We start from the raw sequence: 23571 nt of genomic DNA, 5'->3' as shown, positions 1-23571 counted from the left end.
TATTTTTTGTAGGACGGGGATAATCGATGAAAACCGTTTTGATCACGGCGTTTGAACCTTTTGAGGGCGAAGCGATTAATCCCTCATGGGAAGCAGTAAAAGTGCTTCATCAGCGGGAAGTCGGCGGTGCACGCGTGGTCGCCTGCCGTTTATCGTGTGTTTTTGATTTGTCGCTGGAAGAACTTTACCGCGCCATAGCGGAATGGCAGCCGGAAGTGGTGATCGCGGTGGGGCAGGCGGGCGGTCGTACTGATATTTCTGTCGAACGTGTGGCGATTAATATTAATGATGCCCGCATTGCCGATAACCGAGGCAACCAGCCGATTGATACGCCCATCGTCGAAAAGGGACCCGCAGCCTATTTCTCGACATTACCGGTGAAAGCGCTGGTGCAGGCGTTACGTGTGGCGGGGATTCCTGCCTCGGTGTCGCAAACCGCGGGGACGTTTGTCTGCAACCATGTGATGTACGGGCTTTTACATCAGTTACATCAACAGGGTGATGTGGTGCGCGGCGGGTTCGTTCACATTCCCTATTCGCCGGAACAGGCTGCGCGACATCCCGGTGAGCCGAGCATGCCCACGCCGCTAGTGACGGCAGCGCTGGAAGTGATGATCAAGCAGTCGCTAGCGCAGCAGGTTGATGTGGCGGTGACGGGTGGTGCCCTGCATTAGTTCGGTTAATCGCGTAATACGCAAAGCGTCTGATTTTCAGGGAGTAAGGTATGCCGGAAGGGCCGGAAATTCGCCGGGCGGCCGATAAGCTCGTTGAGGCCGTTGTGGGAAAAACGCTGACGCGTGTCTGGTTTGCGTTTCCTGAGTTGAAACCGTACGAGGCAGAATTGGTCGGGCAGCAGGTCAGGCAGATTGCAACGCGCGGAAAAGCGCTGCTGACCTATTTTAGCAACGATCGTGTGCTGTATAGCCACAACCAGCTGTATGGCGTGTGGCGCGTGGTCAATGCCGGTGAATCGCCGGAAACGAAGCGGGATTTGCGCGTTCGGCTGGAGACACAGGATCGTGCCATTCTGCTTTATAGCGCATCAGATATTGAAATGCTGACGCCGGAGGCACTCACCACGCATCCTTTCCTGCAACGTATTGGTCCTGATGTCTTGGATCTTTCCCTGACACCTGAGCAGGTGTATGAGCGTTTGCTGCTACCACGTTTTCGTCGTCGCCAGTTTAGCGGACTGCTGTTGGATCAGGCTTTTCTGGCGGGGTTGGGAAATTACCTGCGCGTCGAAATTCTCTGGCAGGCACAGTTGGCGCCGCAACACACGGCAGCACAGCTGAATGAGGACCAGTTGCAGACGTTAAGTCAGGCGCTGCTGGATATTCCCCGATTGTCCTATAACACACGCGGCACCGTTGATGAAAACCACCATCATGGCGCAATTTTCTCGTTCAAGGTTTTCCATCGTGAAGGGGGAAGCTGTGAGCGCTGCGGCGGAATCATTGAAAGAACGATGCTGTCATCACGCCCATTCTATTGGTGCCCGCACTGCCAGAGATAAAGGGAGAAGCGCCGTTTTTAGATTAATTGAAAAGGATTTCGTGTGAGTAATAGAAATGACATTAGGGATGGTTCTCTCAGTACTGATTTCCGTATTCCAATCTAGATGAATCTCAGTATGAGGTAAAAAAACAAAGGCCGGAAAGTCCGGCCTTTTGTGTCGATACTGAATAGATTAATCGTGTTTCAGATTAGACGCGAAGTCACGTTTGTCGTAGCCGGTGTACAGCTGACGCGGACGGGCAATCTTGATGCCGTCGTCGTGCATTTCGTTCCAGTGCGCAATCCAGCCCACGGTACGCGCCATCGCGAAGATAACGGTAAACATGGAAGACGGAATACCCATCGCTTTCAGGATGATACCTGAATAGAAGTCCACGTTCGGGTACAGTTTCTTCTCAATGAAGTACGGGTCGTTCAGCGCGATATGCTCCAACTCCATCGCCACTTCCAGCAGGTCGTCTTTTCTGCCCAGCTCTTTCAACACTTCATGGCAGGTTTCACGCATGACTTTGGCGCGTGGATCGTGGTTCTTGTACACGCGGTGGCCGAAGCCCATCAGACGGAAAGAGTCGTTCTTGTCTTTTGCACGCTCGATAAACGCCGGGATGTGTTCCACGCTGCTGATCTCTTCCAGCATACGCAGACAGGCTTCGTTCGCGCCACCGTGCGCCGGTCCCCACAGCGAGGCGATCCCCGCGGCGATACAGGCAAACGGGTTCGCGCCAGAAGAGCCAGCGGTACGTACGGTAGAGGTTGAGGCGTTTTGTTCGTGATCGGCATGCAGGATAAGAATACGGTCCATGGCGCGTTCCAGCACCGGATTCACAACATATTCTTCACAAGGCGTAGAGAACATCATGTGCAGGAAGTTACCTGCGTAGGACAGGTTGTTTTTCGGATAAACAAACGGCTGACCCAGTGAATATTTGTAGCACATTGCCGCGACGGTCGGCATTTTGGACAGCAGGCGGTAGGCCGCGATTTCGCGGTGGCGCTCAATGTTAATATCCAGTGAATCGTGGTAGAACGCCGCCAGCGCGCCAGTCACGCCGCACAATACGGCCATTGGGTGTGAATCGCGGCGGAAACCGTGGAACAGACGGGTAATCTGCTCATGGATCATGGTATGGCGGGTCACGGTCGTCTTGAAGGTTTCATACTGTTCTGTCGTCGGGACTTCACCGAACAGCAGGATGTAACATACTTCAAGATAGTTGGATTTTTCAGCCAGTTGGTCAATCGGGAAACCGCGGTGCAGCAGGATGCCTTCGTCACCGTCGATATAGGTAATCTTTGATTCGCAAGATGCAGTAGAGGTAAAACCGGGGTCAAATGTGAAGTAACCTTTAGAACCGAGGGGACGAATATCAATCTCATCATGTCCTAGAGTGCCGGATAGGACATTTAGCTCAATTGGTTCTTTACCTTCTAGAGTAAGTGTTGCTTTTTTATCAGCCATTTACAGTCTCCTTAGCGCTTTAATTTTAAAAATTTTCACTGAAGAAATACCGTCATGCCTGTGCACCGGCAAAGAAAATGGCCGGTGAAACTCTGTCGTGACACAGTCGTCAAATAGGGTACAGAGTAAGGCGGATTGCCGCATTCAGGATGAAAAATTCGTTCTCCAGGTAATTAACAATATTCAGATAATGAGTTGCGCTCTGAATAGATTCTAGTCATTACCTATGACTTTTACGTGGACTCTCTCCCCACTGTTACATAAGTTACGCCAGTGTGGAAGTGTCGCCGTGTGCTTTAACACATCATAAGGAACTCAATCCCCTAGTTGTAATTGAAATGTTGAACTTTTGTCAAATCAGATAATTAATTTTATATAAATTGTGAAATTCGTGATCTAAATCACTGTTCGGGGCAAATGTCACCAAACAGTTTGTATGGGAATTGTAATAGGAATGTGAAGGACCTATACTGCCGCCAGGTCTCCGGAATCACCCTGCAGTAGGAGCACCCAGTATGAAAGGATCATGCGCTGTTTAGACACCGGAATGTCGATGTTTGAGCGCGTATCGTAAACCCACTCTTCAGGGCTGCAACTTTCATACTGTCTGACCTCACATCAGGCCCGGAGGAAGAAACAATAATAAAAGCTGTGTGGGCAAATCCGTGAAAAAACAAAGACCTGTCAATCTGGAATTGCAGACGATCCAGTTTCCCGTTACTGCGATAGCATCTATTCTTCACCGCGTCTCCGGCGTTATCACCTTTGTCGCTGTCGGTATTTTACTGTGGCTGTTAGGCACTTCTCTTTCTTCAGAGGAAGGATTCCTGCGTGCTGCGGAAATTATGGATAGCTTCATCGTCAAATTTATCGTTTGGGGTATCCTCGTTGCGTTGGCTTATCACATTGTTGGTGGTTTACGTCATCTCTTGATGGATTTTGGCTATATAGAAGAAGACCTTGCCGCAGGTAAGCGTTCTGCAAATATCTCCTTTATTATTACTGTCGTGCTTTCAATTCTGGCTGGAGTCCTCGTATGGTAAGCAATGCTTCTGCGTTAGGACGCAATGGCGTACACGATTGGTTACTGATTCGCGCTTCCGCCATCGTCATTGTTCTGTATGTAATTTATATTATTGGTTTTATTGCTACGGCTGGCGATATCACGTATGAAATCTGGCGTGGTTTCTTCTCGATGGCTCTCACCAAAGTATTCACACTGCTAACGTTATTTTCCATTCTGGTTCATGCCTGGATAGGGATGTGGCAAGTGCTGACCGACTACATTAAACCGCTGGCCTTACGCCTGACTTTACAGTTGGCGATTGTCGTAGCGCTGTTGGTGTACGTCATTTATGGAACTATTGTGGTGTGGGGTGCGTGATGAATTTGCCAGTCAGAGAATTTGATGCAGTTGTTGTTGGTGCCGGTGGCGCAGGTATGCGCGCCGCGCTGCAAATCTCCCAAATGGGCCTGTCCTGTGCCCTGTTATCGAAAGTCTTCCCAACCCGTTCCCATACCGTGTCTGCGCAGGGTGGTATTACCGTTGCGCTGGGTAACACCCATGAAGATAACTGGGAATGGCACATGTATGACACCGTAAAAGGGTCGGATTACATTGGCGATCAGGACGCAATTGAATATATGTGTAAAACCGGACCGGAAGCGATTCTGGAGCTGGAACACATGGGATTACCGTTCTCCCGTCTGGATGATGGCAGCATTTATCAGCGTCCGTTCGGTGGTCAATCCAAGAACTTTGGCGGCGAGCAGGCCGCACGTACGGCGGCTGCCGCTGACCGTACCGGTCACGCGCTGTTGCATACGCTGTATCAGCAGAACCTGAAAAATCATACGACTATTTTCTCCGAATGGTACGCCCTCGATCTGGTGAAGAACCAGGATGGCGCGGTAGTCGGCTGTACGGCGATCTGTATCGAAACCGGTGAAGTCGTTTATTTCAAAGCGAAAGCGACCGTACTGGCAACGGGCGGTGCGGGCCGTATCTATCAATCCACGACCAACGCACACATTAATACGGGTGACGGCGTAGGCATGGCATTGCGTGCCGGTGTTCCGTTGCAGGATATGGAAATGTGGCAGTTCCACCCAACCGGTATCGCGGGTGCGGGTGTGCTGGTGACCGAAGGCTGCCGTGGTGAAGGCGGCTACCTGCTGAACAAACACGGTGAACGTTTCATGGAGCGCTACGCGCCGAACGCGAAAGATCTGGCGGGCCGTGACGTTGTTGCGCGTTCCATCATGATCGAAATTCGTGAAGGCCGCGGCTGTGAAGGTCCGTGGGGACCTCATGCCAAGCTGAAGCTGGATCATCTGGGTAAAGACGTTCTGGAATCCCGTCTGCCGGGTATTTTGGAACTGTCCCGTACGTTTGCTCACGTCGATCCGGTTAAAGAGCCGATTCCGGTTATTCCAACTTGCCACTACATGATGGGCGGTATTCCGACCAAAGTGAGCGGTCAGGCGTTGACGGTGAATGAGAAAGGCGAAGACGTGGTGATTCCAGGGCTGTTCGCCGTGGGTGAAATTGCCTGCGTATCGGTGCATGGCGCCAACCGTCTGGGCGGTAACTCGCTGCTCGACCTAGTGGTATTCGGTCGTTCGGCAGGTATTCACCTGCAAGAGTCTCTGGAAGAGCAGGGCACTAGCCGTGATGCCAGCGATTCCGATATTGAAGCATCGCTTGATCGTCTGAACCGCTGGAACAATACCCGCTCAGGGGAAGATCCGGTTGAAATTCGTAAGGCGCTGCAATCCTGTATGCAGAATAACTTCTCGGTCTTCCGCGAAGGCGATGCGATGGCGAAAGGGTTGGAAGAGCTGAAAGTCATCCGCGAACGCCTGAAAAATGCGCGTCTGGATGACACCTCAAGCGAGTTCAACACCCAGCGTATCGAGTGCCTGGAGCTGGATAACCTGATGGAAACCGCCTATGCGACAGCTGTATCCGCCAACTTCCGTACCGAAAGCCGTGGCGCACATAGCCGCTTCGACTACCCAGAGCGTGACGATGAGAATTGGCTGTGCCATTCGTTGTATCTGCCGCAAACCGACAGCATGACGCGCCGCGAGGTGAACATGCAGCCTAAACTGCGTCCGGCGTTCCCGCCGAAAGTACGTACTTATTAATTGCGGAGATCAAACGATGAAACTCGAATTTTCTATTTATCGTTACAACCCGGATGTTGACGATGCTCCGCGGATGCAGGATTACCAGTTGGAAGCGGAAGAAGGCCGCGACATGATGCTGCTGGATGCGCTGATGCTGCTGAAAGAGCAGGATCCGACACTGTCATTCCGTCGTTCCTGCCGTGAAGGCGTCTGCGGATCCGATGGCGTTAACATGAACGGCAAAAACGGGCTGGCCTGTATTACGCCAGTTTCCGCGTTACGTCGCGGAAACAGCAAAATTGTTATCCGTCCTTTACCTGGATTACCGGTTGTACGTGATTTGGTAGTGGACATGGGACAGTTCTATGCCCAATATGAGAAAATAAAGCCTTACCTGTTGAATAATGGGAAAAATCCGCCGGCGCGTGAGCATCTGCAATCGCCCGATCAACGTGCCAAGCTGGATGGGTTGTATGAATGCATCATGTGCGCCTGCTGTTCAACGTCTTGCCCGTCGTTCTGGTGGAACCCGGACAAGTTTGTTGGGCCTGCGGGACTGTTGGCGGCTTACCGTTTCCTGATCGACAGTCGCGATACGGAAACCAAGCCACGGCTGGACGAGTTGGACGATGCGTTCAGCGTCTTCCGCTGCCACGGCATCATGAACTGTGTGAACGTGTGTCCGAAAGGGCTGAACCCGACCAAGGCTATCGGTCATATTAAATCGATGCTGTTGCACCGCAGCGCGTAACGCGTTATTGCATAAAGATTAAGTAGTAAAACATGTATCTCCCTCTGAAGTTGCTATTCTTCAGAGGGAGCGCAGGAAACCTTTAAAAACCGGCTTACGCGCCAGAACCGGTTTTTAAAGGTTCCTTAGGGGGGATGGATACCCTAAGCGCGTACCGATGTACGACAAGTGAACCGTTTGTAGGGTAAACGATATACGGGCACTAAATTACATGTTAACCACGGCGAAAACTGAAGCTTATTAGCTTAAGGGATCATAATGCAGAACGGCGCAATGAAGGCCTGGCTGGATTCCTCCTATTTGGCGGGTGCGAATCAGTCCTACATAGAGCAACTCTATGAAGATTTTTTAACCGATCCTGACTCGATCGAACATAGCTGGCGCTCGATCTTCCAGCAATTGCCTACGAGTGGGGTCAAACCGGATCAACTCCATTCCAAAACGCGTGAATATTTCCGCCGTCTGGCGAAAGACGCTTCGCGCTTTACCTCATCAGTCACCGATCCCGATATTGATGCTAAGCAGGTCAAGGTATTGCAGCTGATCAATGCGTTCCGCTTCCGTGGACATCAGCGTGCTAATCTGGACCCGATTTTCCTGCGCCCCCAAGAGCCAGTGGCAGAATTGGATCTGGATTACCATAACCTGACGCAGGATGACCTACAGGAATCCTTCAACGTGGGTTCTTTTGCCATCGGCAAAGACACCATGAAGCTGGAAGACCTGTATGAAGCACTGAAGCGCACCTATTGCGGTTCTATCGGTGCGGAATACATGCACATCACCAGTACGGAAGAGAAGCGCTGGATCCAGCAGCGTATCGAATCGGTAATGGGGCAACCGTCATTTACGATAGACGAGAAACGCCGTTTCCTGAAAGAGTTAACCGCAGCCGAAGGGCTGGAGCGTTATCTGGGTGCTAAATATCCCGGCGCCAAGCGTTTCTCTCTGGAAGGCGGTGATGCGCTGGTTCCGATGCTGAAAGAGCTGATTCGCCATGCGGGTGCAAACGATACGCGTGAAGTCGTGTTGGGGATGGCGCACCGTGGCCGCCTCAACGTGCTAATCAACGTATTGGGCAAAAAATCTCAGGATCTGTTCGACGAGTTCGCCGGTAAACATAAAGAACATCTGGGTACAGGTGACGTTAAATATCATCAGGGCTTCTCGTCTGAATTTGAAACTGCTGGTGGTCTGGTGCACTTGGCGCTGGCGTTCAACCCCTCGCATCTGGAGATCGTCAGCCCGGTTGTGACGGGATCGGTTCGTGCGCGTCTTGACCGTCTTAATAGCCAGAGTGGTCCGCGTGTTCTGCCAATAACCATTCACGGCGATGCGGCAGTCAGTGGTCAGGGTGTGGTGCAGGAACTGCTGAATATGTCGACGGTGCGTGGCTATGAAGTGGGTGGCACGCTGCGTATTGTTATCAATAACCGTATCGGCTTCACCACGTCTAACCCGCTGGATATTCGCTCCACCGAGTACTGTACCGATATCGGTAAAATGGTGCAGGCGCCTATTTTCCACGTTAACGCAGACGATCCCGAAGCGGTGGCGTTTGTGACGCGTCTGGCGCTGGATTTCCGTAATGCTTTCAAACGCGATGTGTTTATCGATTTGATTTGTTACCGCCGTCACGGTCATAACGAAGCTGACGAGCCAAGTGCAACGCAGCCGATGATGTACCAGAAGATCAAAAAACACCCTACGCCGCGTAAGGTGTATGCCGATCGTCTGGAGCAGGAAAAATCCATCACGCCGGAAGATGCCACCGAAATGGTCAACCTGTACCGCGATGCGCTGGATGCGGGTGAATGTGTGGTGGAAGAATGGCGTGAAATGGACATGCAGTCCTTTACCTGGACGCCGTATTTGAACCATGAGTGGGATGAGCCTTATCCGCACGCAACAGAAATGAAACGCTTGCAGGAACTGGCGAAGCGTATCAGTGAAGTGCCGGAAGGGATTGATGTTCATCCTCGCGTTGCCAAAGTCTATGCTGACCGTGCTGAAATGGCCGCAGGCAACAAGCCGTTTGACTGGGGTGGAGCGGAAACGCTGGCCTACGCGACGCTGGTCGATGAGGGTATTCCGATTCGCCTGTCCGGTGAGGATAGCGGCCGCGGTACGTTCTTCCATCGTCATGCTGTCGTGCATAACCAGAAAAACGGTTCCAGCTACACGCCGCTGGATCATGTGCATAACGGGCAGGGCGCGTTTAACGTCTGGGACTCCGTATTGTCCGAAGAAGCGATTCTGGCGTTTGAATACGGGTATGCGACCGCAGAACCGCGCACGCTGACCATCTGGGAAGCGCAGTTTGGTGACTTCGCCAACGGTGCGCAGGTGGTTATCGACCAGTTCATTAGCTCCGGCGAGCAGAAGTGGGGCCGGATGTGTGGTCTGGTGATGCTGCTGCCGCACGGTTACGAAGGTCAGGGCCCTGAGCACTCGTCTGCGAGACTGGAACGTTATCTGCAATTGTGCGCTGAGCAAAATATGCAGGTTTGTATTCCGTCAACGCCTGCACAGGTGTATCACATGCTTCGCCGCCAGGCGCTGCGTGGAATGCGCCGTCCGCTAGTGGTCATGTCGCCGAAATCCCTGTTACGCCATCCGCTGGCGATCTCTTCACTGGAAGAACTGGCGAACGGTTCCTTCCAGCCAGCGATTGGTGAAATAGAAGAATTAGATCCGGCCGCCGTGAAGCGTGTCGTGCTTTGTTCCGGCAAGGTCTACTATGATTTGCTGGAACAGCGCCGCAAGAACGAGCAAAAAGATGTCGCGATCGTCCGTATCGAGCAACTTTATCCGTTCCCGCATCAGGCAGTACAAGCGGCACTGGAATCTTTTGCCCATGTTCACGATTTCGTGTGGTGTCAGGAAGAGCCGCTGAATCAGGGAGCCTGGTATTGCAGTCAGCACCATTTCCGTGAAGTGATTCCGTTTGGGGCTTCTTTACGTTACGCAGGACGCCCGGCGTCTGCATCACCCGCCGTTGGCTATATGTCCGTACACCAGAAACAACAGCAAGATCTGGTCGATGACGCGCTGAACGTTGATTAAATAAAAGGATAGATAATGAGTAGCGTAGATATTCTTGTACCCGACCTGCCTGAATCCGTCGCTGACGCCACTGTTGCGACCTGGCATAAAAAACCAGGCGATAGCGTTCAGCGCGATGAAGTACTGGTTGAAATTGAAACTGACAAAGTTGTACTGGAAGTGCCTGCCTCTGAAGCTGGCATTCTGGATGCCGTGCTGGAAGAAGAAGGTGCTACGGTAACGTCTCGCCAGTTGCTGGGCCGCATCCGCCGTGGTGACAGCTCTGGTAAAGAAACCAGTGAGAAGTCACAGAGCAAAGAATCAACACCGGCCCAGCGTCATACCGCTGGGCTGGAAGAAGAGAATAGCGACGCGCTTAGCCCGGCGATCCGCCGTCTGATTGCTGAGCATGATCTCGATGCTTCTGCGATCAAAGGCAGCGGTGTAGGCGGTCGAATTACTCGTGAAGACGTCGATAAGCATTTGGCTTCTCAGAAGAAAGAATCTGGCAAAGCGGCTAAGTCTGAGGCTCCGGCGGCTTCTCCGGCACCGGCTTTGGGTGCGCGCAGCGAAAAACGCGTACCGATGACGCGCCTGCGTAAGCGTGTTGCAGAGCGCCTGCTGGAAGCGAAAAACAGCACGGCCATGTTGACGACGTTCAACGAAATCAACATGCAGCCCATTATGGATCTGCGCAAGCAATACGGCGAAGCGTTTGAGAAACGTCATGGTGTGCGTCTGGGCTTTATGTCCTTCTACATCAAAGCCGTGGTTGAAGCGCTGAAGCGTTACCCTGAAGTAAATGCCTCTATTGATGGCGAAGATGTGGTTTACCACAACTATTTCGATGTCAGCATTGCGGTTTCTACTCCGCGCGGTCTGGTTACGCCAGTACTGCGTGATGTGGATGCGCTGGGCATGGCCGACATTGAGAAACGTATCAAGGATCTGGCCGTGAAAGGTCGTGACGGCAAACTGACGGTTGAAGAACTGCTGGGCGGTAACTTCACGATTACCAACGGCGGCGTCTTTGGTTCTCTGATGTCTACCCCGATCATCAACCCACCGCAGAGTGCGATTCTGGGTATGCACGCCATTAAAGATCGCCCGATGGCGGTGGATGGTCAGGTTGTCATTCTGCCGATGATGTATCTGGCGCTGTCTTACGATCACCGTTTGATCGACGGTCGTGAGTCCGTTGGCTTCCTGGTGACGGTGAAAGAGATGCTGGAAGATCCAGCGCGTCTGCTGTTAGACGTTTAGTCTGACGGGTAGGCTCTCGGGCGGATAATCCTGACGATTTCCGCCCGAAATATACAGATTAAGTGCTATGTAGGCCGTTTTTTCTCAACGGCGTTATCCAAATATATCAGAGAGTTATTGGCGTTTTTCGCTACCGAAAGAGTCGGTGATGAAAAACCGCCTGCCGACTTATCTCCAAACCTAAATGGATAGAACATCATGAATTTACACGAGTATCAGGCAAAACAACTCTTTGCTCGATATGGTTTACCGGCACCGACCGGCTATGCCTGTACCACACCGCGTGAAGCGGAAGAAGCCGCGTCTAAAATTGGTGCGGGTCCGTGGGTCGTAAAATGTCAGGTTCACGCAGGCGGTCGCGGTAAAGCGGGCGGCGTTAAAGTCGTCAGTAACAAAGAAGATATCCGCGCCTTTGCTGAAAACTGGTTAGGCAAAAAACTCGTTACTTATCAAACTGACGCACAGGGTCAACCGGTTCATCAAATCCTGGTTGAAGCAGCAACAGATATCGACAAAGAGCTTTATCTGGGCGCAGTTGTTGACCGTGGCACGCGTCGCGTGGTGTTCATGGCATCCACCGAAGGTGGTGTAGAAATTGAAAAAGTGGCGGAAGAAACGCCAGAGCTGATTCATAAAGCGGCGATCGATCCGCTGGTAGGGCCACAGCCTTATCAGGGACGCGAGTTGGCCTTCAAACTGGGCCTGAGCGGCAAGCAAGTGGCACAGTTCACCAAAATCTTTATGGGTCTGGCGACGCTGTTCCTGGAGCGCGATCTGGCGCTGGTAGAAATTAACCCGCTGGTTATCACCAAGCAGGGCGATTTGGTGTGTCTGGATGGCAAACTCGGCGCGGACGGCAATGCGCTGTTCCGTCAGCCTGAGCTGCGCGAAATGCGTGACCCAAGCCAGGAAGATTCCCGTGAAGCGCACGCGGCACAGTGGGAACTGAACTATGTTGCGCTGGACGGCAATATTGGCTGTATGGTGAACGGTGCTGGCCTGGCGATGGGCACGATGGACATCGTGAAGCTGCACGGTGGTTCTCCTGCAAACTTCCTCGACGTTGGCGGCGGCGCGACGAAAGAACGTGTTACCGAAGCGTTCAAAATTATCCTGTCGGATGACAAGGTAAAAGCTGTCTTTGTTAACATCTTTGGCGGCATTGTACGTTGCGATTTGATCGCTGACGGCATCATCGGCGCGGTAGCCGAAGTGGGTGTTAACGTACCGGTTGTTGTGCGTTTGGAAGGAAACAATGCGGAGCTGGGTGCCAAGAAACTGGCGGATAGCGGCCTGAATATTATCGCCGCGACCAGCCTGACGGGTGCCGCTCAGCAGGTTGTTGCAGCTGTGGAGGGTAAATAATGTCCATTCTGATTAATAAAAATACCAAAGTTATCTGTCAGGGTTTTACCGGTAGTCAGGGGACATTCCACTCTGAGCAAGCACTTGCTTACGGTACACAAATGGTCGGTGGTGTGACGCCGGGTAAAGGCGGCACGGAGCATCTGGGCCTGCCCGTATTTAATACGGTGCGTGAGGCAGTTGAAGCGACGGGCGCAACTGCATCCGTTATCTACGTTCCGGCTCCGTTCTGTAAAGACTCCATTCTGGAAGCGATTGACGCAGGTATCGAACTGATTATCTGTATCACCGAAGGTATCCCGACGCTGGATATGCTGACGGTGAAAGTCAAACTCGACCAGAGCGGCGTGCGGATGATCGGTCCGAACTGCCCTGGTGTGATCACGCCGGGTGAATGCAAGATCGGTATTATGCCTGGCCATATCCACCTGCCAGGTAAAGTGGGTATCGTTTCTCGTTCAGGTACGCTGACGTATGAAGCCGTGAAGCAAACGACCGATGCCGGGCTGGGTCAGTCCAGTTGTGTCGGTATCGGCGGTGACCCGATCCCAGGCTCTAACTTCATCGATATTCTGAAGCTGTTTGAACAAGATCCGCAGACCGAAGCCATCGTTATGATCGGTGAAATCGGCGGTACGGCGGAAGAAGAAGCGGCGGCGTATATTAAAGAACACGTAACTAAGCCGGTTGTCGGCTACATTGCGGGTGTGACGGCGCCGAAAGGCAAGCGCATGGGCCACGCGGGTGCAATCATCGCGGGTGGTAAAGGTACGGCTGACGATAAATTCGCGGCGTTAGAAGCAGCGGGTGTTAAAACCGTTCGCAGCCTGGCGGATATCGGTGATGCAGTAAAAGCGATATTAGCGCGTTAATCGATTATTCGATTAAATACTCTAGCCACCTTCGGGTGGCTTTTTTTTATTCAAATTTAGCCATTGAGGTTAATCGACACAATTGAATTGCACATGACTTTTTCGTGGTTTTATTGGATAATTCGCGCGCCTGAAAAGGCTGATTAGTGATAAGCAGAAATGAAGAATATTTCATTGAGTTCATGTAAACAGGGAACGATTAATTAATTTGCCTTAAGGGGATGTTGTGTGAAAGGAAATATAAAAGCGCTGATGCTGGCATTATCTGTATTTACCTGCGCTGCCAGCGCGCAGTCTATTAATATTGAAGTGCTGAGTGCGACGGTTAAAGATAAAAAGATTGATGATGCGGCGGTGATTCTACAGAAGAACGGCGCGCAGTCAGTAACCGCTCGCTCTGATGCCGCTGGCCGCGTGGCGCTTAATGCACCGTTTGCGGTGGATCAGGACAGTCTGCTGATCATTAAAAAAGAAGGTTATTCCGATCTGGTAGTAAAGTGTCCGTGTGATGGAATGACTTATGCTATTAGTCCAGTAATGAAAAATCTGGATGGTATGAGAATTGTATTAACCTGGGGTGAAAGACCTTTCGATTTAGATTCTCATCTTATTTATCCGGATAATCATATTTATTTCCAACACAAGAAAGGACGCGATGCCAATCTTGATGTTGATGATACCGATAGCTTTGGGCCGGAAACCATCACCATTGATAAAAAGCGTTTAGGTGAAAGTTATATTTATGCTGTTCATGATTATACGAACGGTGATAAAACTAATTCACCAGCGCTTTCCGCAAGTAGTGCAAAAGTATTTGTCTATGTAGGGAGTTCATTAGTGCGGACGTATTCCGTACCACTGAATAAAGCAGGGAATATCTGGACGGTTTTCCGCCTTAACCCTAACGGTGATTTTGAAGATATCAATGCTGTTGGCGAGGCCGATTTCTCAAAAGCGAAGGATGGTAATGCGTTGCCAATGGTGCTTAACCCGGCGCAGACAGCCACTTCAGTTACCGGAAATACCGCACTGGCAAAAACGCTCAACCGTGATGGCGAGGCTGCTTATGGACGCGGTGAACTGGAACAGGCCACGACACTGTTCCTGGCCGCGATCGAGCAGGACAGCGCGTTTGGTCAGGCATACAGCAACCTGGGTTTGGCTTATCAAAAGCGGGGTAACATTGCCGAAGCTATTTGGGCTAACCGTAAAGCGATTGCGCTGGCAAACGGTAGCAATGCGGCAACCACGCGTGCCAGTTCGTACTACAACATTGCAAAAATCTACGAGAATGCGGGTCAGTTCAGCGATGCACTTCAGCATTATGAGCTTGCGAGAAGCCAGAAAAGTAACACGGTTTACGATAAGGCTATCGAGCGCATGAAAGCGAAGATGTAAATCACCGCAGTGTGCTCCGTCTCACCTTATCTGTTATCACCGCGGAGGCCTCTTGGTCTCCGTTTTTGCATCTGGCGTGACAAACCGACGGCATACTGGAGAAGGGCAGGGCAGTTCACTTCAGTTTGATAAGAAATATCGCGTTGTTGCCAGAAATAAAAAATAAAAATCTGACATAAAATAGAAGATAAGAAAAGCATGTGAATAATCGATAACGGGAAGTAAAAATTATATTGCTGAATTAATTTTAATTAAACCGAAAAGTCACAATGTATTAACAATAGGTGCAATAAAGAAATTAATGCAACGCATCAATCACGAGAAAAGCGTTAAATTGTTTTAGATCAAAAAACGCCTCTGGATATAATTTCTGAAATAGGCTTAAATTGCGCGAGGTCAATTATCGTCTTTCGAGCCTTTTAGTAGAAAAGTTGATTTGAAGCCAAAAACCTAGTCTGGGTCACGTAAAAACCTATTTATTGTAGGGGATTACAGGCGTAATATACGGCTACCTCCCTATGGGGTACGCTACTTGTAATACTTGTGATTTATCTTGAACTTGCTGTCGGGGTATGACTGCCCTGGTGAACGGTATTTATAGCGTTTGTTACAGCCTGTGTTAAAGCAATTCTTGTTGTGTTCTTTTTGGGTGTAATGGCCGGATGTTTGGCGGCTTGTCAGCGTTTGCAAGCTAATCCCTTCCTGCGAGGAGCAAGGAGTCAAAATGTTTGATGTAGTCGAACTGTCACGTTTACAGTTTGCCTTAACTGCAATGTACCATTTTCTATTCGTACCATTAACGCTGGGGATGGCGTTTTTGCTGGCGATTATGGAAACGGTATATGTGCTGTCCGGCAAACAAATCTATAAAGATATGACCAAATTCTGGGGCAAGTTATTCGCTATTAACTTCGCTCTGGGGGTCGCTACCGGATTGACCATGGAGTTTCAATTCGGGACCAACTGGTCATATTTCTCTCACTACGTCGGGGATATTTTCGGCGCGCCGTTGGCAATTGAAGGCCTGATGGCATTCTTCCTGGAATCGACCTTTGTTGGCTTGTTCTTCTTCGGCTGGGACCGTTTAGGAAAAGTACAGCATATGGCCGTTACCTGGCTGGTCGCGCTGGGCTCTAACTTCTCCGCACTGTGGATTCTGGTTGCCAATGGCTGGATGCAGAACCCCATCGCATCGGATTTCAATTTCGAAACCATGCGTATGGAAATGGTGAGCTTCGCCGATCTGGTACTGAACCCGGTTGCTCAGGTGAAATTCGTTCACACGGTGGCTGCAGGTTACTGTACGGGCGCGATGTTCATTCTGGGTATCAGTTCTTACTATCTGCTGAAAGGCCGCGACATTGCATTTGCCAAGCGTTCATTCGCTATCGCAGCAAGCTTCGGTCTGGCTTCTGTTCTGTCTGTTATCGTACTGGGTGATGAATCCGGTTATGAAATGGGCGACGTGCAGAAAACCAAACTGGCGGCGATTGAAGCCGAATGGGAAACCCAGCCGGCTCCGGCATCCTTTACGCTGATCGGTATCCCGAATCAGGATACGATGGAAAATAACTACGCCATCAAGATCCCTTATGCTCTGGGGTTAATTGCCACTCGCTCTACTGACAAAGAAGTGACGGGTCTGAAAGAGCTGATGGCGATGCATGAAGTGCGTATCCGCAATGGTATGAAGGCTTACCAATTGCTGGAAGAATTACGTGCGGGTAACACCGATCCGGCAGTCAAAGAAGCGTTCGATCAGTCTAAACAGGATCTGGGCTATGGCCTGCTGCTGAAGCGCTATACGCCGAAAGTCTCTGATGCGACAGAAACGCAGATTAAACAAGCCGTTAAAGATTCTATCCCACGCGTTGCGCCGCTGTACTTCTCTTTCCGTATCATGGTGGGCTGCGGCATTCTGATGCTGTTGATCATCGGCTTGTCTTTCTGGACCGTTCTGCGTGGCAAAATTGGTCAGAAACGCTGGCTGCACCGCGTTGCGCTGTATGGTATTCCGCTACCGTGGATCGCTATTGAAGCTGGCTGGTTTGTGGCTGAATACGGCCGTCAACCGTGGGCCATCGGTGAAATTCTGCCAACGGCAGTCGCAACGTCATCACTGACAGCGGGAGACATCCTGTTCTCAATGGCGCTGATCTGTGGTCTGTATACGCTCTTCCTGATTGCAGAAATGTATCTGATGTTCAAATACGCACGTCTGGGGCCGAGCAGCCTGAGAACAGGGCGCTACCATTTTGAACAACCTATAGCGGCTGCGCAGGAAGCACGGTAAACAGGAGTCCACTATGTTTGAATATGAAGTCTTACGTTTTATCTGGTGGCTGTTGATCGGTATTTTGCTGATTGGCTTCGCTATCACTGATGGTTTTGACATGGGCGTGGGCATTCTGGTGCGTCTGATGGGACGTGGCGATACCGAGCGTCGTGTCATGATTAACAGCATTGCGCCGCACTGGGACGGTAACCAGGTCTGGTTGATCACCGCAGGTGGCGCGCTGTTTGCTGCCTGGCCGATGGTTTACGCTGCTGCGTTCTCCGGTTTCTACATTGCCATGATTCTGGTGCTGGCCTCATTGTTCTTTCGTCCTGTCGGCTTCGATTATCGTTCAAAAATCGAAGACCCACGCTGGCGTGGCATGTGGGACTGGGGCATCTTCATCGGTAGCTTTGTTCCGCCAGTTGTTATTGGCGTTGCGTTTGGCAACCTGTTGCAGGGTGTGCCGTTCCACGTCGATGAATATCTGCGTCTGTACTACACCGGAAACTTCTTCCAACTGCTGAATCCGTTTGGTCTGTTGGCTGGTGTGGTGAGTCTGACGATGATTCTTGCTCAGGGTGCAACCTACCTGATGATGCGGACCACGGGCGATCTGCACGTGCGCTCCAAATCTGCCGCGCAGATTTCCGCGCTGGTAATGATGGTGGCATTTGCTCTGGCAGGCGTATGGGTTGTTTACGGTATTGATGGTTATGTCGTGACGTCTGCGATTAACACTGCCGCTGAATCTAATCCGCTGCGTAAAGAAGTTGTTCATCAGGCGGGTGCCTGGCTGATTAACTTCAATAATCATCCGATATTGTGGGCGATTCCTGCTCTGGGCGTAGTATTGCCGGTGCTGACTACTCTTATGGCGCGCGCAGAGAAAGGTGCATGGGCATTCCTGTTCTCTTCTTTGACGATCGCTTGTGTGATTCTGACTGCAGGGATTGCCATGTTCCCGTTCATCATGCCGTCAGTTACCGTGCCTAACGTCAGCTTGACGATATGGGACGCGACGTCGAGCCTGCTGACGCTGAAAGTGATGACCGTGGTTGCGATTATTTTCGTACCTATTGTGCTTTCTTATACCGCATGGTGTTACTACAAGATGTTCGGTCGCATTACCAAAGAGCAGATTGAGCAAAACACTCACTCTATGTACTAAGTAAGGAGCTTAATTTATGTGGTATTTTGCCTGGATACTCGGAACGCTTCTTGCTTGCTCACTGGGGATTATTACGGCCCTGGCGCTTGAGCAGAGTGAGGCAAGCAAAGCGGCTGAAGAAGATAAGCAATGAGTGATCTGGTCGATAAACTCTATCGCCTGATGGATAAGAGCCCGATAAGGGCTCTTTCCCTTATCATGGCGTTGCTGCTGGCGGGCTGTGTATTCTGGGATCCGACGCGCTTCGCGGCGCGCACCAGCGAACTCGCGGTTTGGCAGGGGCTACTGCTGATTTGGGCCGTTTGTGCTGGCGTTGTTCATGGCGTTGGTTTTCGTCCGCATCGCCTGCTCTGGCGCGCGTTTTTCGCACCACTTCCCGCCTTTGTGATCCTGTGCGCAGGATTGTACTATTTCTTCGGTTAAAATAGTCTCCTATTCCATTTAGTTATGGGTTGCTTGCAGCCCATAATTATTTTCTTTCCGCTGTCACAATCCATTCCAAACCTCATTTCTCTTGCGTATAGTAGCGAGGTTTAATGCATTACCGGGATGTAGAGTGAGTAATTCGTTGTTTCGCTGGCCAGTTCGAGTCTACTTTGAAGACACTGATGCAGGTGGCGTTGTCTACCATGCGCGCTATGTTGCCTTTTATGAAAGGGCAAGAACCGAGGCGTTGCGTGAGCGCAACTTTCACCAGCAAGCCTTGCTAAGTGAGCATGTCGCGTTTGCTGTTCGTCGGATGACGGTGGAGTATCTTGCTCCTGCTCGCCTTGACGACATGCTGGAAGTGCAAAGTGAGATTATCTCGCTGCGTGGCGCTTCTCTGACTTTCGCACAGCGTATTCTCAATGCTCATGGCACCCTGCTAAGCCATGCTGAAGTTTTGATCGCATGCATCGATCCACATCAAATGAAGCCAATTGCGCTTCCTAAGTCTATTGTCGCGGAGTTCAAGCAGTGACTGACATGAACGTTTTTGATTTGTTCCTGAAGGCAAGCCTTCTGGTCAAACTAATCATGCTGATTTTAATCTGTTTTTCTATCGCTTCCTGGGCGATCATTATTCAACGTACCCGCATTCTGAATGCGGCGACGCGTGAGGCTGAAGCGTTCGAAGACAAATTCTGGTCTGGCATCGAACTATCACGTCTCTATCAGGAAAGCCAAAGTCGTCGCGATAGCCTGACGGGCACTGAACAAATCTTCCATTCAGGTTTCAAAGAATTTGCACGGCTGCATCGTGCTAACAGTCATGCGCCGGAAGCCGTGGTGGAAGGGGCGTCCCGCGCAATGCGTATTTCGATGAACCGTGAATTGGAAACACTGGAAACGCACATTCCTTTCTTGGGTACCGTTGGTTCTATCAGTCCGTATATCGGCCTGTTCGGTACCGTTTGGGGGATTATGCATGCCTTCATCGCGCTGGGTGCTGTGAAGCAGGCAACCTTACAGATGGTTGCCCCTGGTATTGCCGAAGCCTTGATTGCCACAGCGATCGGCCTGTTTGCAGCGATTCCTGCGGTCATGGCGTATAACCGCCTGAGCCTGCGGGTGGGCAAACTGGAGCAGAACTACGACAACTTTACTGAAGAGTTCATCGCGATCCTGCACCGTCAGGCGTTCTCCAGCGACAACAGCAAGTAATCAGGGGGGATCATGGCACGAGTACGCAGAGGCCGTCGTGAGCTGAAATCCGAGATCAACATTGTTCCGCTACTGGACGTGCTGTTAGTGCTGTTGCTGATTTTTATGGCGACTGCGCCGATTATTACGCAGAGCGTCGAGGTGGATCTGCCTGATGCGACCGATTCAAAAACGGTCTCCAGCAACGACAATCCGCCCGTGATCGTAGAGGTTTCAGGTATAGGGCAATATAGTCTGGTTGTTGAGCAAAACCGTATGGAGCAACTCCCGGCAGAGCAGGTGGTTGCCGAAGCGCAATCGCGACTGGCAACCAACCCTAAGACGGTCTTTTTGATTGGTGGCGCGAAGGATGTTCCTTATGATGAGATCATTAAAGCGTTGAATTTGTTGCATCAAGCTGGCGTAAAATCCGTTGGTTTGATGACACAACCGATTTAAATGAGCACATCACGGTAATGATCGTTAAGCCTATTTCTGGCAACACTGTTTTTGGGAATCGCTTGTGTTAAAGGCAAACGAACAAAACGATAAGCTGAAACGCGCCGTTATTATCTCGGCTGTTTTGCACGTCATACTGATTGCTTTGCTGCTCTGGAGTTCGTCGACGCAAACGATGGATGCCAGCGGGGGCGGCGGAGGCTCGTCAATTGATGCTGTGATGGTCGATCCGAGCGCAGTGGTGGAGCAGTATAACCGCCAGCAGCAGCAACAGACTGATGCGAAACGTTCTGAACAGCAGCGTCAAAAGCAGGTTGAACGGCAGGCCGAAGAGCTTCAACAGAAGCAAGCCGCTGAGCAGCAGCGGCTGAAAGAGCTGGAAAAAGAGCGTCTGCAAGCGCAGGAAGAAGCGAAAAAGCAGGCTCAGGAACAGGCAGATCAGCGTAAGCAGGCTGAAGCGGCAGCTCAGCAGGCAAAAGAACAGCAGAAGCAAGCCGAAGCTGCCGCTGCAAAAGCGAAGGCTGAAGCCGAACAACAGGCAAAAGCTGCAGCAGACGCTAAAAAGAAAGCGGAAGACGAAGTGAAGAAACAAGCGGCTGCAGCCGCTGCTGCTAAGAAGCAGGCGGAAGAAGAGGCTAAAGAAAAAGCCGCTGAAGCTGCTAAGCAGAAGGCGGCAGAAACCGCGAAAGCAGAAGCAGCAAAGGCTGCCGCAGAGGCAGCAAAAGAAGCTGAACAGGCTAAACAAAAAGCAGCCGCCGAGGCCGCTAAGCAAAAAGCCGATGCTGAAGCAGCAAAAAAAGCAGAAGCAGCTGCTGCGGCTAAGAAAGCCGCAGATGAGAAAAAGAAAGCAGCAGCAGAAGCGGCTAAGCAGGAAAGTGCCGTTGATGATTTGCTGGGCGGTTTGGCTTCATCGAAAAATGCGCCGAAGTCTGGCGGCGGTGCGCCTGCGGGCGCAGGCAACAATAAGAAGAGCGGTGCATCAGGTGCGGCGCTGGATAGTTATGGCGGTCAGGTGCGTTCAGCCATTCAGAGCAAGTTTTATGACTGGCAGCTCTACAAAGGGCGCACCTGTACATTACGGATTAAACTGGCGCCAGATGGCTTGCTGATTGATGTCACTGCTGAAGGCGGCGATCCGGCGTTATGTCAGGCGGCTATTGCGGCTGCCAAACAGGCCAAAATACCGAAGCCACCGAGCACAGAGGTTTATGAGGCTTTCAAAAATGCGCCAATAGACTTTAAACCGCAGTAACCGGGCTGTTTACCCAATAGATTTAAGATTATTACGATGGTAAATAAACCAGGTTATGTTGTTTTGTTGACATTGGTTTGTTTTTGTTAAAATTCTGCTAATTTATCGTAGACTTCGCGTCTGGATAAGGGAGATGAGATGAAGCATGTACTGAAAGTTGCAGTAAGCTTTTTAATGCTGTGGGCAGCGGTGCTGCACGCGGAAGTACGTATAGAGATTACCCAAGGGGTAGACTCTGCGCGCCCTATTGGTGTAGTTCCGTTCAAATGGGCGGGGCCGGGTGCTGCGCCTGAAGACGTAGGCGGCATCGTGGGTGCTGATTTACGTAATAGCGGTAAATTTAATCCGATCGATGCAAACCGCATGCCGCAACAGCCTGCTACAGCATCTGAGGTTACTCCTGCTGCATGGACGGCGCTGGGCATTGATGCGGTTGTGGTTGGTCAGGTTCAACCGAGTGCCGATGGCAGCTATCTGGTTTCCTATCAGCTTGTCGATACCTCGGGTAACCCAGGTAACGTTCTGGCTCAGAACCAGTTCAAAGTCACCAAGCAATGGTTGCGTTATGCTGCGCACACGGCAAGTGATGAAGTGTTTGAGAAGCTGAGCGGCATCAAAGGTGCATTCCGTACCCGTATCGCTTACGTTGTTCAGACCAACGGCGGTCAGTTCCCTTATGAACTGCGCGTTGCAGACTATGACGGTTACAACCAGTTTGTTGTTCACCGTTCACCACAGCCGCTGATGTCTCCGGCTTGGTCTGCTGACGGTAGCAAACTCGCTTATGTAACGTTTGAAAGTGGCCGTTCTGCTCTGGTTATCCAGACGCTGGCAAATGGTGCAATCCGTCAGGTTGCTTCCTTCCCACGTCACAACGGTGCGCCTTCTTTCTCTCCTGATGGCAGCAAACTGGCATTCGCGCTTTCCAAGAGCGGTAGCCTGAACCTGTATGTAATGAATCTGGCATCTGGGCAAATCAGTCAGGTGACCGATGGCCGCAGCAATAACACGGAGCCAACTTGGTTCCCAGACAGCCAGACCTTGGCCTATACTTCAGACCAGGCTGGTCGTCCTCAGGTTTACAAAGTTAATGCTAACGGCGGTGCACCACAGCGTCTGACCTGGGAAGGTGCCCAGAATCAGGATGCTGATGTGAGCGCCGACGGGAAATTTTTGGTAACGGTTGGCTCTAATGGTGGAGCTCAGCATATTTCCAAACTGGATCTGGTAACGGGTGCCGTACAAGTATTAACGGACACGTTCCTGGACGAAACGCCAAGTATCGCACCGAATGGCACGATGGTGATCTACAGCTCTAAACAAGGACTGGGGTCAGTGCTACAGCTGGTTTCGACAGATGGACGTTTCAAAGCGCGTCTTCCGGCTACTGATGGACAGGTTAAATTCCCTGCCTGGTCGCCGTATCTATAAGTACAGATATGTACAATAAACTCGTCAAAGGACATAAGAAATGCAATTCAATAAAGTGCTGAAAGGCCTGATGTTGGCTCTGCCGGTACTGGCAGTGGCCGCTTGTAGCTCCAACAAGAATGCGGACAATGACCAATCTTCCATGGGTGCTGGCAACAACGGCATGATGGACGGCGGCAACATGTCTTCTTCTGAGCAAGCTCGTTTGCAGATGCAAGAATTACAGCGCAACAACATCGTTTACTTCGGTCTGGATAAGTACGATGTGAGCTCTGAATTCGCTCAGATGCTGGACGCACACGCTGCATTCCTGCGTAGCAACCCGTCTTACAAAGTGACTATCGAAGGTCACGCGGACGAACGCGGTACGCCAGAATACAACATCGCTCTGGGTGAGCGTCGTGCCAACGCGGTACAAATGTACCTGCAAGGTAAAGGCGTTTCTTCCGATCAGATCTCTATCGTTTCTTACGGTAAAGAGAAACCAGCTGTTCTCGGTCATGACGAAGCGGCATATGCCAAAAACCGTCGTGCCGTTCTGGTATATTAAGAGAATC

At 51.1% G+C, this 23571-nt stretch carries 22 protein-coding genes; 21 read left to right on the top strand and 1 reads right to left on the bottom strand.

All coding sequences use genetic code 11. The features are described 5' to 3' along the window. The first annotated feature begins 26 nt into the window (after nucleotides 1–26). A complete protein-coding gene (pcp, locus tag AB8809_RS16475) occupies nucleotides 27–674 on the top strand; it encodes a pyroglutamyl-peptidase I (protein WP_015839509.1) in 648 nt (215 codons plus the stop codon). Nucleotides 675–724: 50 nt separating this feature from the next. Then, nucleotides 725–1516, top strand: coding sequence for an endonuclease VIII (nei, locus tag AB8809_RS16470; protein WP_349854995.1), 792 nt, complete (start codon nucleotides 725–727; stop codon nucleotides 1514–1516). 174 nt (nucleotides 1517–1690) lie between these two features. On the opposite strand, the gene AB8809_RS16465 is transcribed toward nei, so the two are convergent. Then, nucleotides 1691–2977, bottom strand: coding sequence for a citrate synthase (locus AB8809_RS16465; protein WP_181829396.1), 1287 nt, complete (start codon nucleotides 2975–2977; stop codon nucleotides 1691–1693). A gap of 653 nt (nucleotides 2978–3630) precedes the next feature. Here AB8809_RS16465 and sdhC point away from each other — a divergent pair. The 19 genes from sdhC (at nucleotide 3631) to pal (ending at nucleotide 23564) form a co-directional block, all read left to right on the top strand. Further along, entirely contained in the window at nucleotides 3631–4020 is a 390-nt protein-coding gene (sdhC, locus tag AB8809_RS16460; RefSeq protein ID WP_015839512.1) for a succinate dehydrogenase cytochrome b556 subunit, read from the top strand. Then, complete coding sequence (sdhD, locus tag AB8809_RS16455) at nucleotides 4014–4361, top strand: succinate dehydrogenase membrane anchor subunit (protein WP_015839513.1); 348 nt, start codon at nucleotides 4014–4016, stop codon at nucleotides 4359–4361. The genes sdhC and sdhD overlap by 7 nt, the downstream gene beginning before the upstream one ends. Continuing rightward, a complete protein-coding gene (gene sdhA / locus AB8809_RS16450) occupies nucleotides 4361–6127 on the top strand; it encodes a succinate dehydrogenase flavoprotein subunit (protein ID WP_015839514.1) in 1767 nt (588 codons plus the stop codon). Before sdhD ends, sdhA begins: the two co-directional genes overlap by 1 nt. A gap of 16 nt (nucleotides 6128–6143) precedes the next feature. Further along, nucleotides 6144–6860 carry a succinate dehydrogenase iron-sulfur subunit gene (locus AB8809_RS16445; RefSeq protein WP_015839515.1) on the top strand — a complete coding sequence of 239 codons (717 nt, stop codon included), beginning with the start codon at nucleotides 6144–6146 and terminating at the stop codon, nucleotides 6858–6860. Between the two features lie 258 nt (nucleotides 6861–7118). Continuing rightward, on the top strand, nucleotides 7119–9926 hold the full coding sequence (gene sucA, locus AB8809_RS16440) for a 2-oxoglutarate dehydrogenase E1 component (protein WP_015839516.1): 2808 nt from the start codon (nucleotides 7119–7121) through the stop codon (nucleotides 9924–9926). A 15-nt stretch (nucleotides 9927–9941) separates the two neighbouring features. After that, nucleotides 9942–11168, top strand: coding sequence for a 2-oxoglutarate dehydrogenase complex dihydrolipoyllysine-residue succinyltransferase (gene odhB, locus AB8809_RS16435; protein ID WP_181844510.1), 1227 nt, complete (start codon nucleotides 9942–9944; stop codon nucleotides 11166–11168). 198 nt (nucleotides 11169–11366) lie between these two features. Beyond that, the gene (gene sucC, locus AB8809_RS16430; protein WP_015839518.1) at nucleotides 11367–12533 is read left to right on the top strand and encodes an ADP-forming succinate--CoA ligase subunit beta; all 1167 of its coding nucleotides are present in this window, start codon (nucleotides 11367–11369) and stop codon (nucleotides 12531–12533) included. After that, nucleotides 12533–13405 carry a succinate--CoA ligase subunit alpha gene (gene sucD / locus AB8809_RS16425; protein ID WP_014914674.1) on the top strand — a complete coding sequence of 291 codons (873 nt, stop codon included), beginning with the start codon at nucleotides 12533–12535 and terminating at the stop codon, nucleotides 13403–13405. Before sucC ends, sucD begins: the two co-directional genes overlap by 1 nt. A gap of 228 nt (nucleotides 13406–13633) precedes the next feature. Further along, nucleotides 13634–14803: a tetratricopeptide repeat protein gene (locus AB8809_RS16420; RefSeq protein ID WP_369986530.1), complete on the top strand. Its 1170-nt coding sequence runs from the start codon at nucleotides 13634–13636 to the stop codon at nucleotides 14801–14803. Nucleotides 14804–15527: 724 nt separating this feature from the next. Continuing rightward, entirely contained in the window at nucleotides 15528–17096 is a 1569-nt protein-coding gene (gene cydA / locus AB8809_RS16415; RefSeq protein WP_015839520.1) for a cytochrome ubiquinol oxidase subunit I, read from the top strand. 13 nt (nucleotides 17097–17109) lie between these two features. Beyond that, the gene (gene cydB, locus AB8809_RS16410) at nucleotides 17110–18249 is read left to right on the top strand and encodes a cytochrome d ubiquinol oxidase subunit II (protein ID WP_015839521.1); all 1140 of its coding nucleotides are present in this window, start codon (nucleotides 17110–17112) and stop codon (nucleotides 18247–18249) included. A gap of 16 nt (nucleotides 18250–18265) precedes the next feature. After that, entirely contained in the window at nucleotides 18266–18382 is a 117-nt protein-coding gene (gene cydX, locus AB8809_RS16405; protein ID WP_015839522.1) for a cytochrome bd-I oxidase subunit CydX, read from the top strand. After that, nucleotides 18379–18672 carry a cyd operon protein YbgE gene (gene ybgE / locus AB8809_RS16400; RefSeq protein ID WP_039302106.1) on the top strand — a complete coding sequence of 98 codons (294 nt, stop codon included), beginning with the start codon at nucleotides 18379–18381 and terminating at the stop codon, nucleotides 18670–18672. The genes cydX and ybgE overlap by 4 nt, the downstream gene beginning before the upstream one ends. Nucleotides 18673–18805: 133 nt before the next feature. Then, a complete protein-coding gene (gene ybgC, locus AB8809_RS16395) occupies nucleotides 18806–19210 on the top strand; it encodes a tol-pal system-associated acyl-CoA thioesterase (protein ID WP_039348462.1) in 405 nt (134 codons plus the stop codon). Beyond that, complete coding sequence (gene tolQ / locus AB8809_RS16390; protein ID WP_015839525.1) at nucleotides 19207–19893, top strand: Tol-Pal system protein TolQ; 687 nt, start codon at nucleotides 19207–19209, stop codon at nucleotides 19891–19893. The genes ybgC and tolQ overlap by 4 nt, the downstream gene beginning before the upstream one ends. A 12-nt stretch (nucleotides 19894–19905) precedes the next feature. Next, nucleotides 19906–20331, top strand: a complete 426-nt coding sequence (gene tolR, locus AB8809_RS16385; protein ID WP_005973933.1) for a colicin uptake protein TolR — start codon at nucleotides 19906–19908, stop codon at nucleotides 20329–20331. 64 nt (nucleotides 20332–20395) lie between these two features. Then, nucleotides 20396–21583: a cell envelope integrity protein TolA gene (gene tolA, locus AB8809_RS16380; protein ID WP_349854993.1), complete on the top strand. Its 1188-nt coding sequence runs from the start codon at nucleotides 20396–20398 to the stop codon at nucleotides 21581–21583. Between the two features lie 138 nt (nucleotides 21584–21721). After that, nucleotides 21722–23014, top strand: a complete 1293-nt coding sequence (gene tolB, locus AB8809_RS16375; protein ID WP_015839527.1) for a Tol-Pal system beta propeller repeat protein TolB — start codon at nucleotides 21722–21724, stop codon at nucleotides 23012–23014. Between the two features lie 40 nt (nucleotides 23015–23054). Next, the gene (gene pal / locus AB8809_RS16370; protein WP_010299226.1) at nucleotides 23055–23564 is read left to right on the top strand and encodes a peptidoglycan-associated lipoprotein Pal; all 510 of its coding nucleotides are present in this window, start codon (nucleotides 23055–23057) and stop codon (nucleotides 23562–23564) included. Nucleotides 23565–23571: the final 7 nt, after the last annotated feature.

The organism is Pectobacterium aroidearum, assembly GCF_041228105.1.
Classification (GTDB): Bacteria; Pseudomonadota; Gammaproteobacteria; order Enterobacterales; family Enterobacteriaceae; genus Pectobacterium; species Pectobacterium aroidearum.
This window is presented reverse-complemented; position numbering and strand designations above follow the sequence as displayed.

Bases quoted from the DNA above. Each gene is read 5' to 3' on its own strand.
- pcp (WP_015839509.1), top strand. From the start codon at position 27: ATGAAAACCGTTTTGATCACGGCGTTTGAACCTTTTGAGGGCGAAGCG.
- nei (WP_349854995.1), top strand. From the start codon at position 725: ATGCCGGAAGGGCCGGAAATTCGCCGGGCGGCCGATAAGCTCGTTGAG.
- AB8809_RS16465 (WP_181829396.1), bottom strand. From the start codon at position 2,977: ATGGCTGATAAAAAAGCAACACTTACTCTAGAAGGTAAAGAACCAATT.
- sdhD (WP_015839513.1), top strand. From the start codon at position 4,014: ATGGTAAGCAATGCTTCTGCGTTAGGACGCAATGGCGTACACGATTGG.
- sdhA (WP_015839514.1), top strand. From the start codon at position 4,361: ATGAATTTGCCAGTCAGAGAATTTGATGCAGTTGTTGTTGGTGCCGGT.
- AB8809_RS16445 (WP_015839515.1), top strand. From the start codon at position 6,144: ATGAAACTCGAATTTTCTATTTATCGTTACAACCCGGATGTTGACGAT.
- sucA (WP_015839516.1), top strand. From the start codon at position 7,119: ATGCAGAACGGCGCAATGAAGGCCTGGCTGGATTCCTCCTATTTGGCG.
- odhB (WP_181844510.1), top strand. From the start codon at position 9,942: ATGAGTAGCGTAGATATTCTTGTACCCGACCTGCCTGAATCCGTCGCT.
- sucC (WP_015839518.1), top strand. From the start codon at position 11,367: ATGAATTTACACGAGTATCAGGCAAAACAACTCTTTGCTCGATATGGT.
- sucD (WP_014914674.1), top strand. From the start codon at position 12,533: ATGTCCATTCTGATTAATAAAAATACCAAAGTTATCTGTCAGGGTTTT.
- cydA (WP_015839520.1), top strand. From the start codon at position 15,528: ATGTTTGATGTAGTCGAACTGTCACGTTTACAGTTTGCCTTAACTGCA.
- cydB (WP_015839521.1), top strand. From the start codon at position 17,110: ATGTTTGAATATGAAGTCTTACGTTTTATCTGGTGGCTGTTGATCGGT.
- cydX (WP_015839522.1), top strand. From the start codon at position 18,266: ATGTGGTATTTTGCCTGGATACTCGGAACGCTTCTTGCTTGCTCACTG.
- ybgE (WP_039302106.1), top strand. From the start codon at position 18,379: ATGAGTGATCTGGTCGATAAACTCTATCGCCTGATGGATAAGAGCCCG.
- tolR (WP_005973933.1), top strand. From the start codon at position 19,906: ATGGCACGAGTACGCAGAGGCCGTCGTGAGCTGAAATCCGAGATCAAC.
- tolB (WP_015839527.1), top strand. From the start codon at position 21,722: ATGAAGCATGTACTGAAAGTTGCAGTAAGCTTTTTAATGCTGTGGGCA.
- pal (WP_010299226.1), top strand. From the start codon at position 23,055: ATGCAATTCAATAAAGTGCTGAAAGGCCTGATGTTGGCTCTGCCGGTA.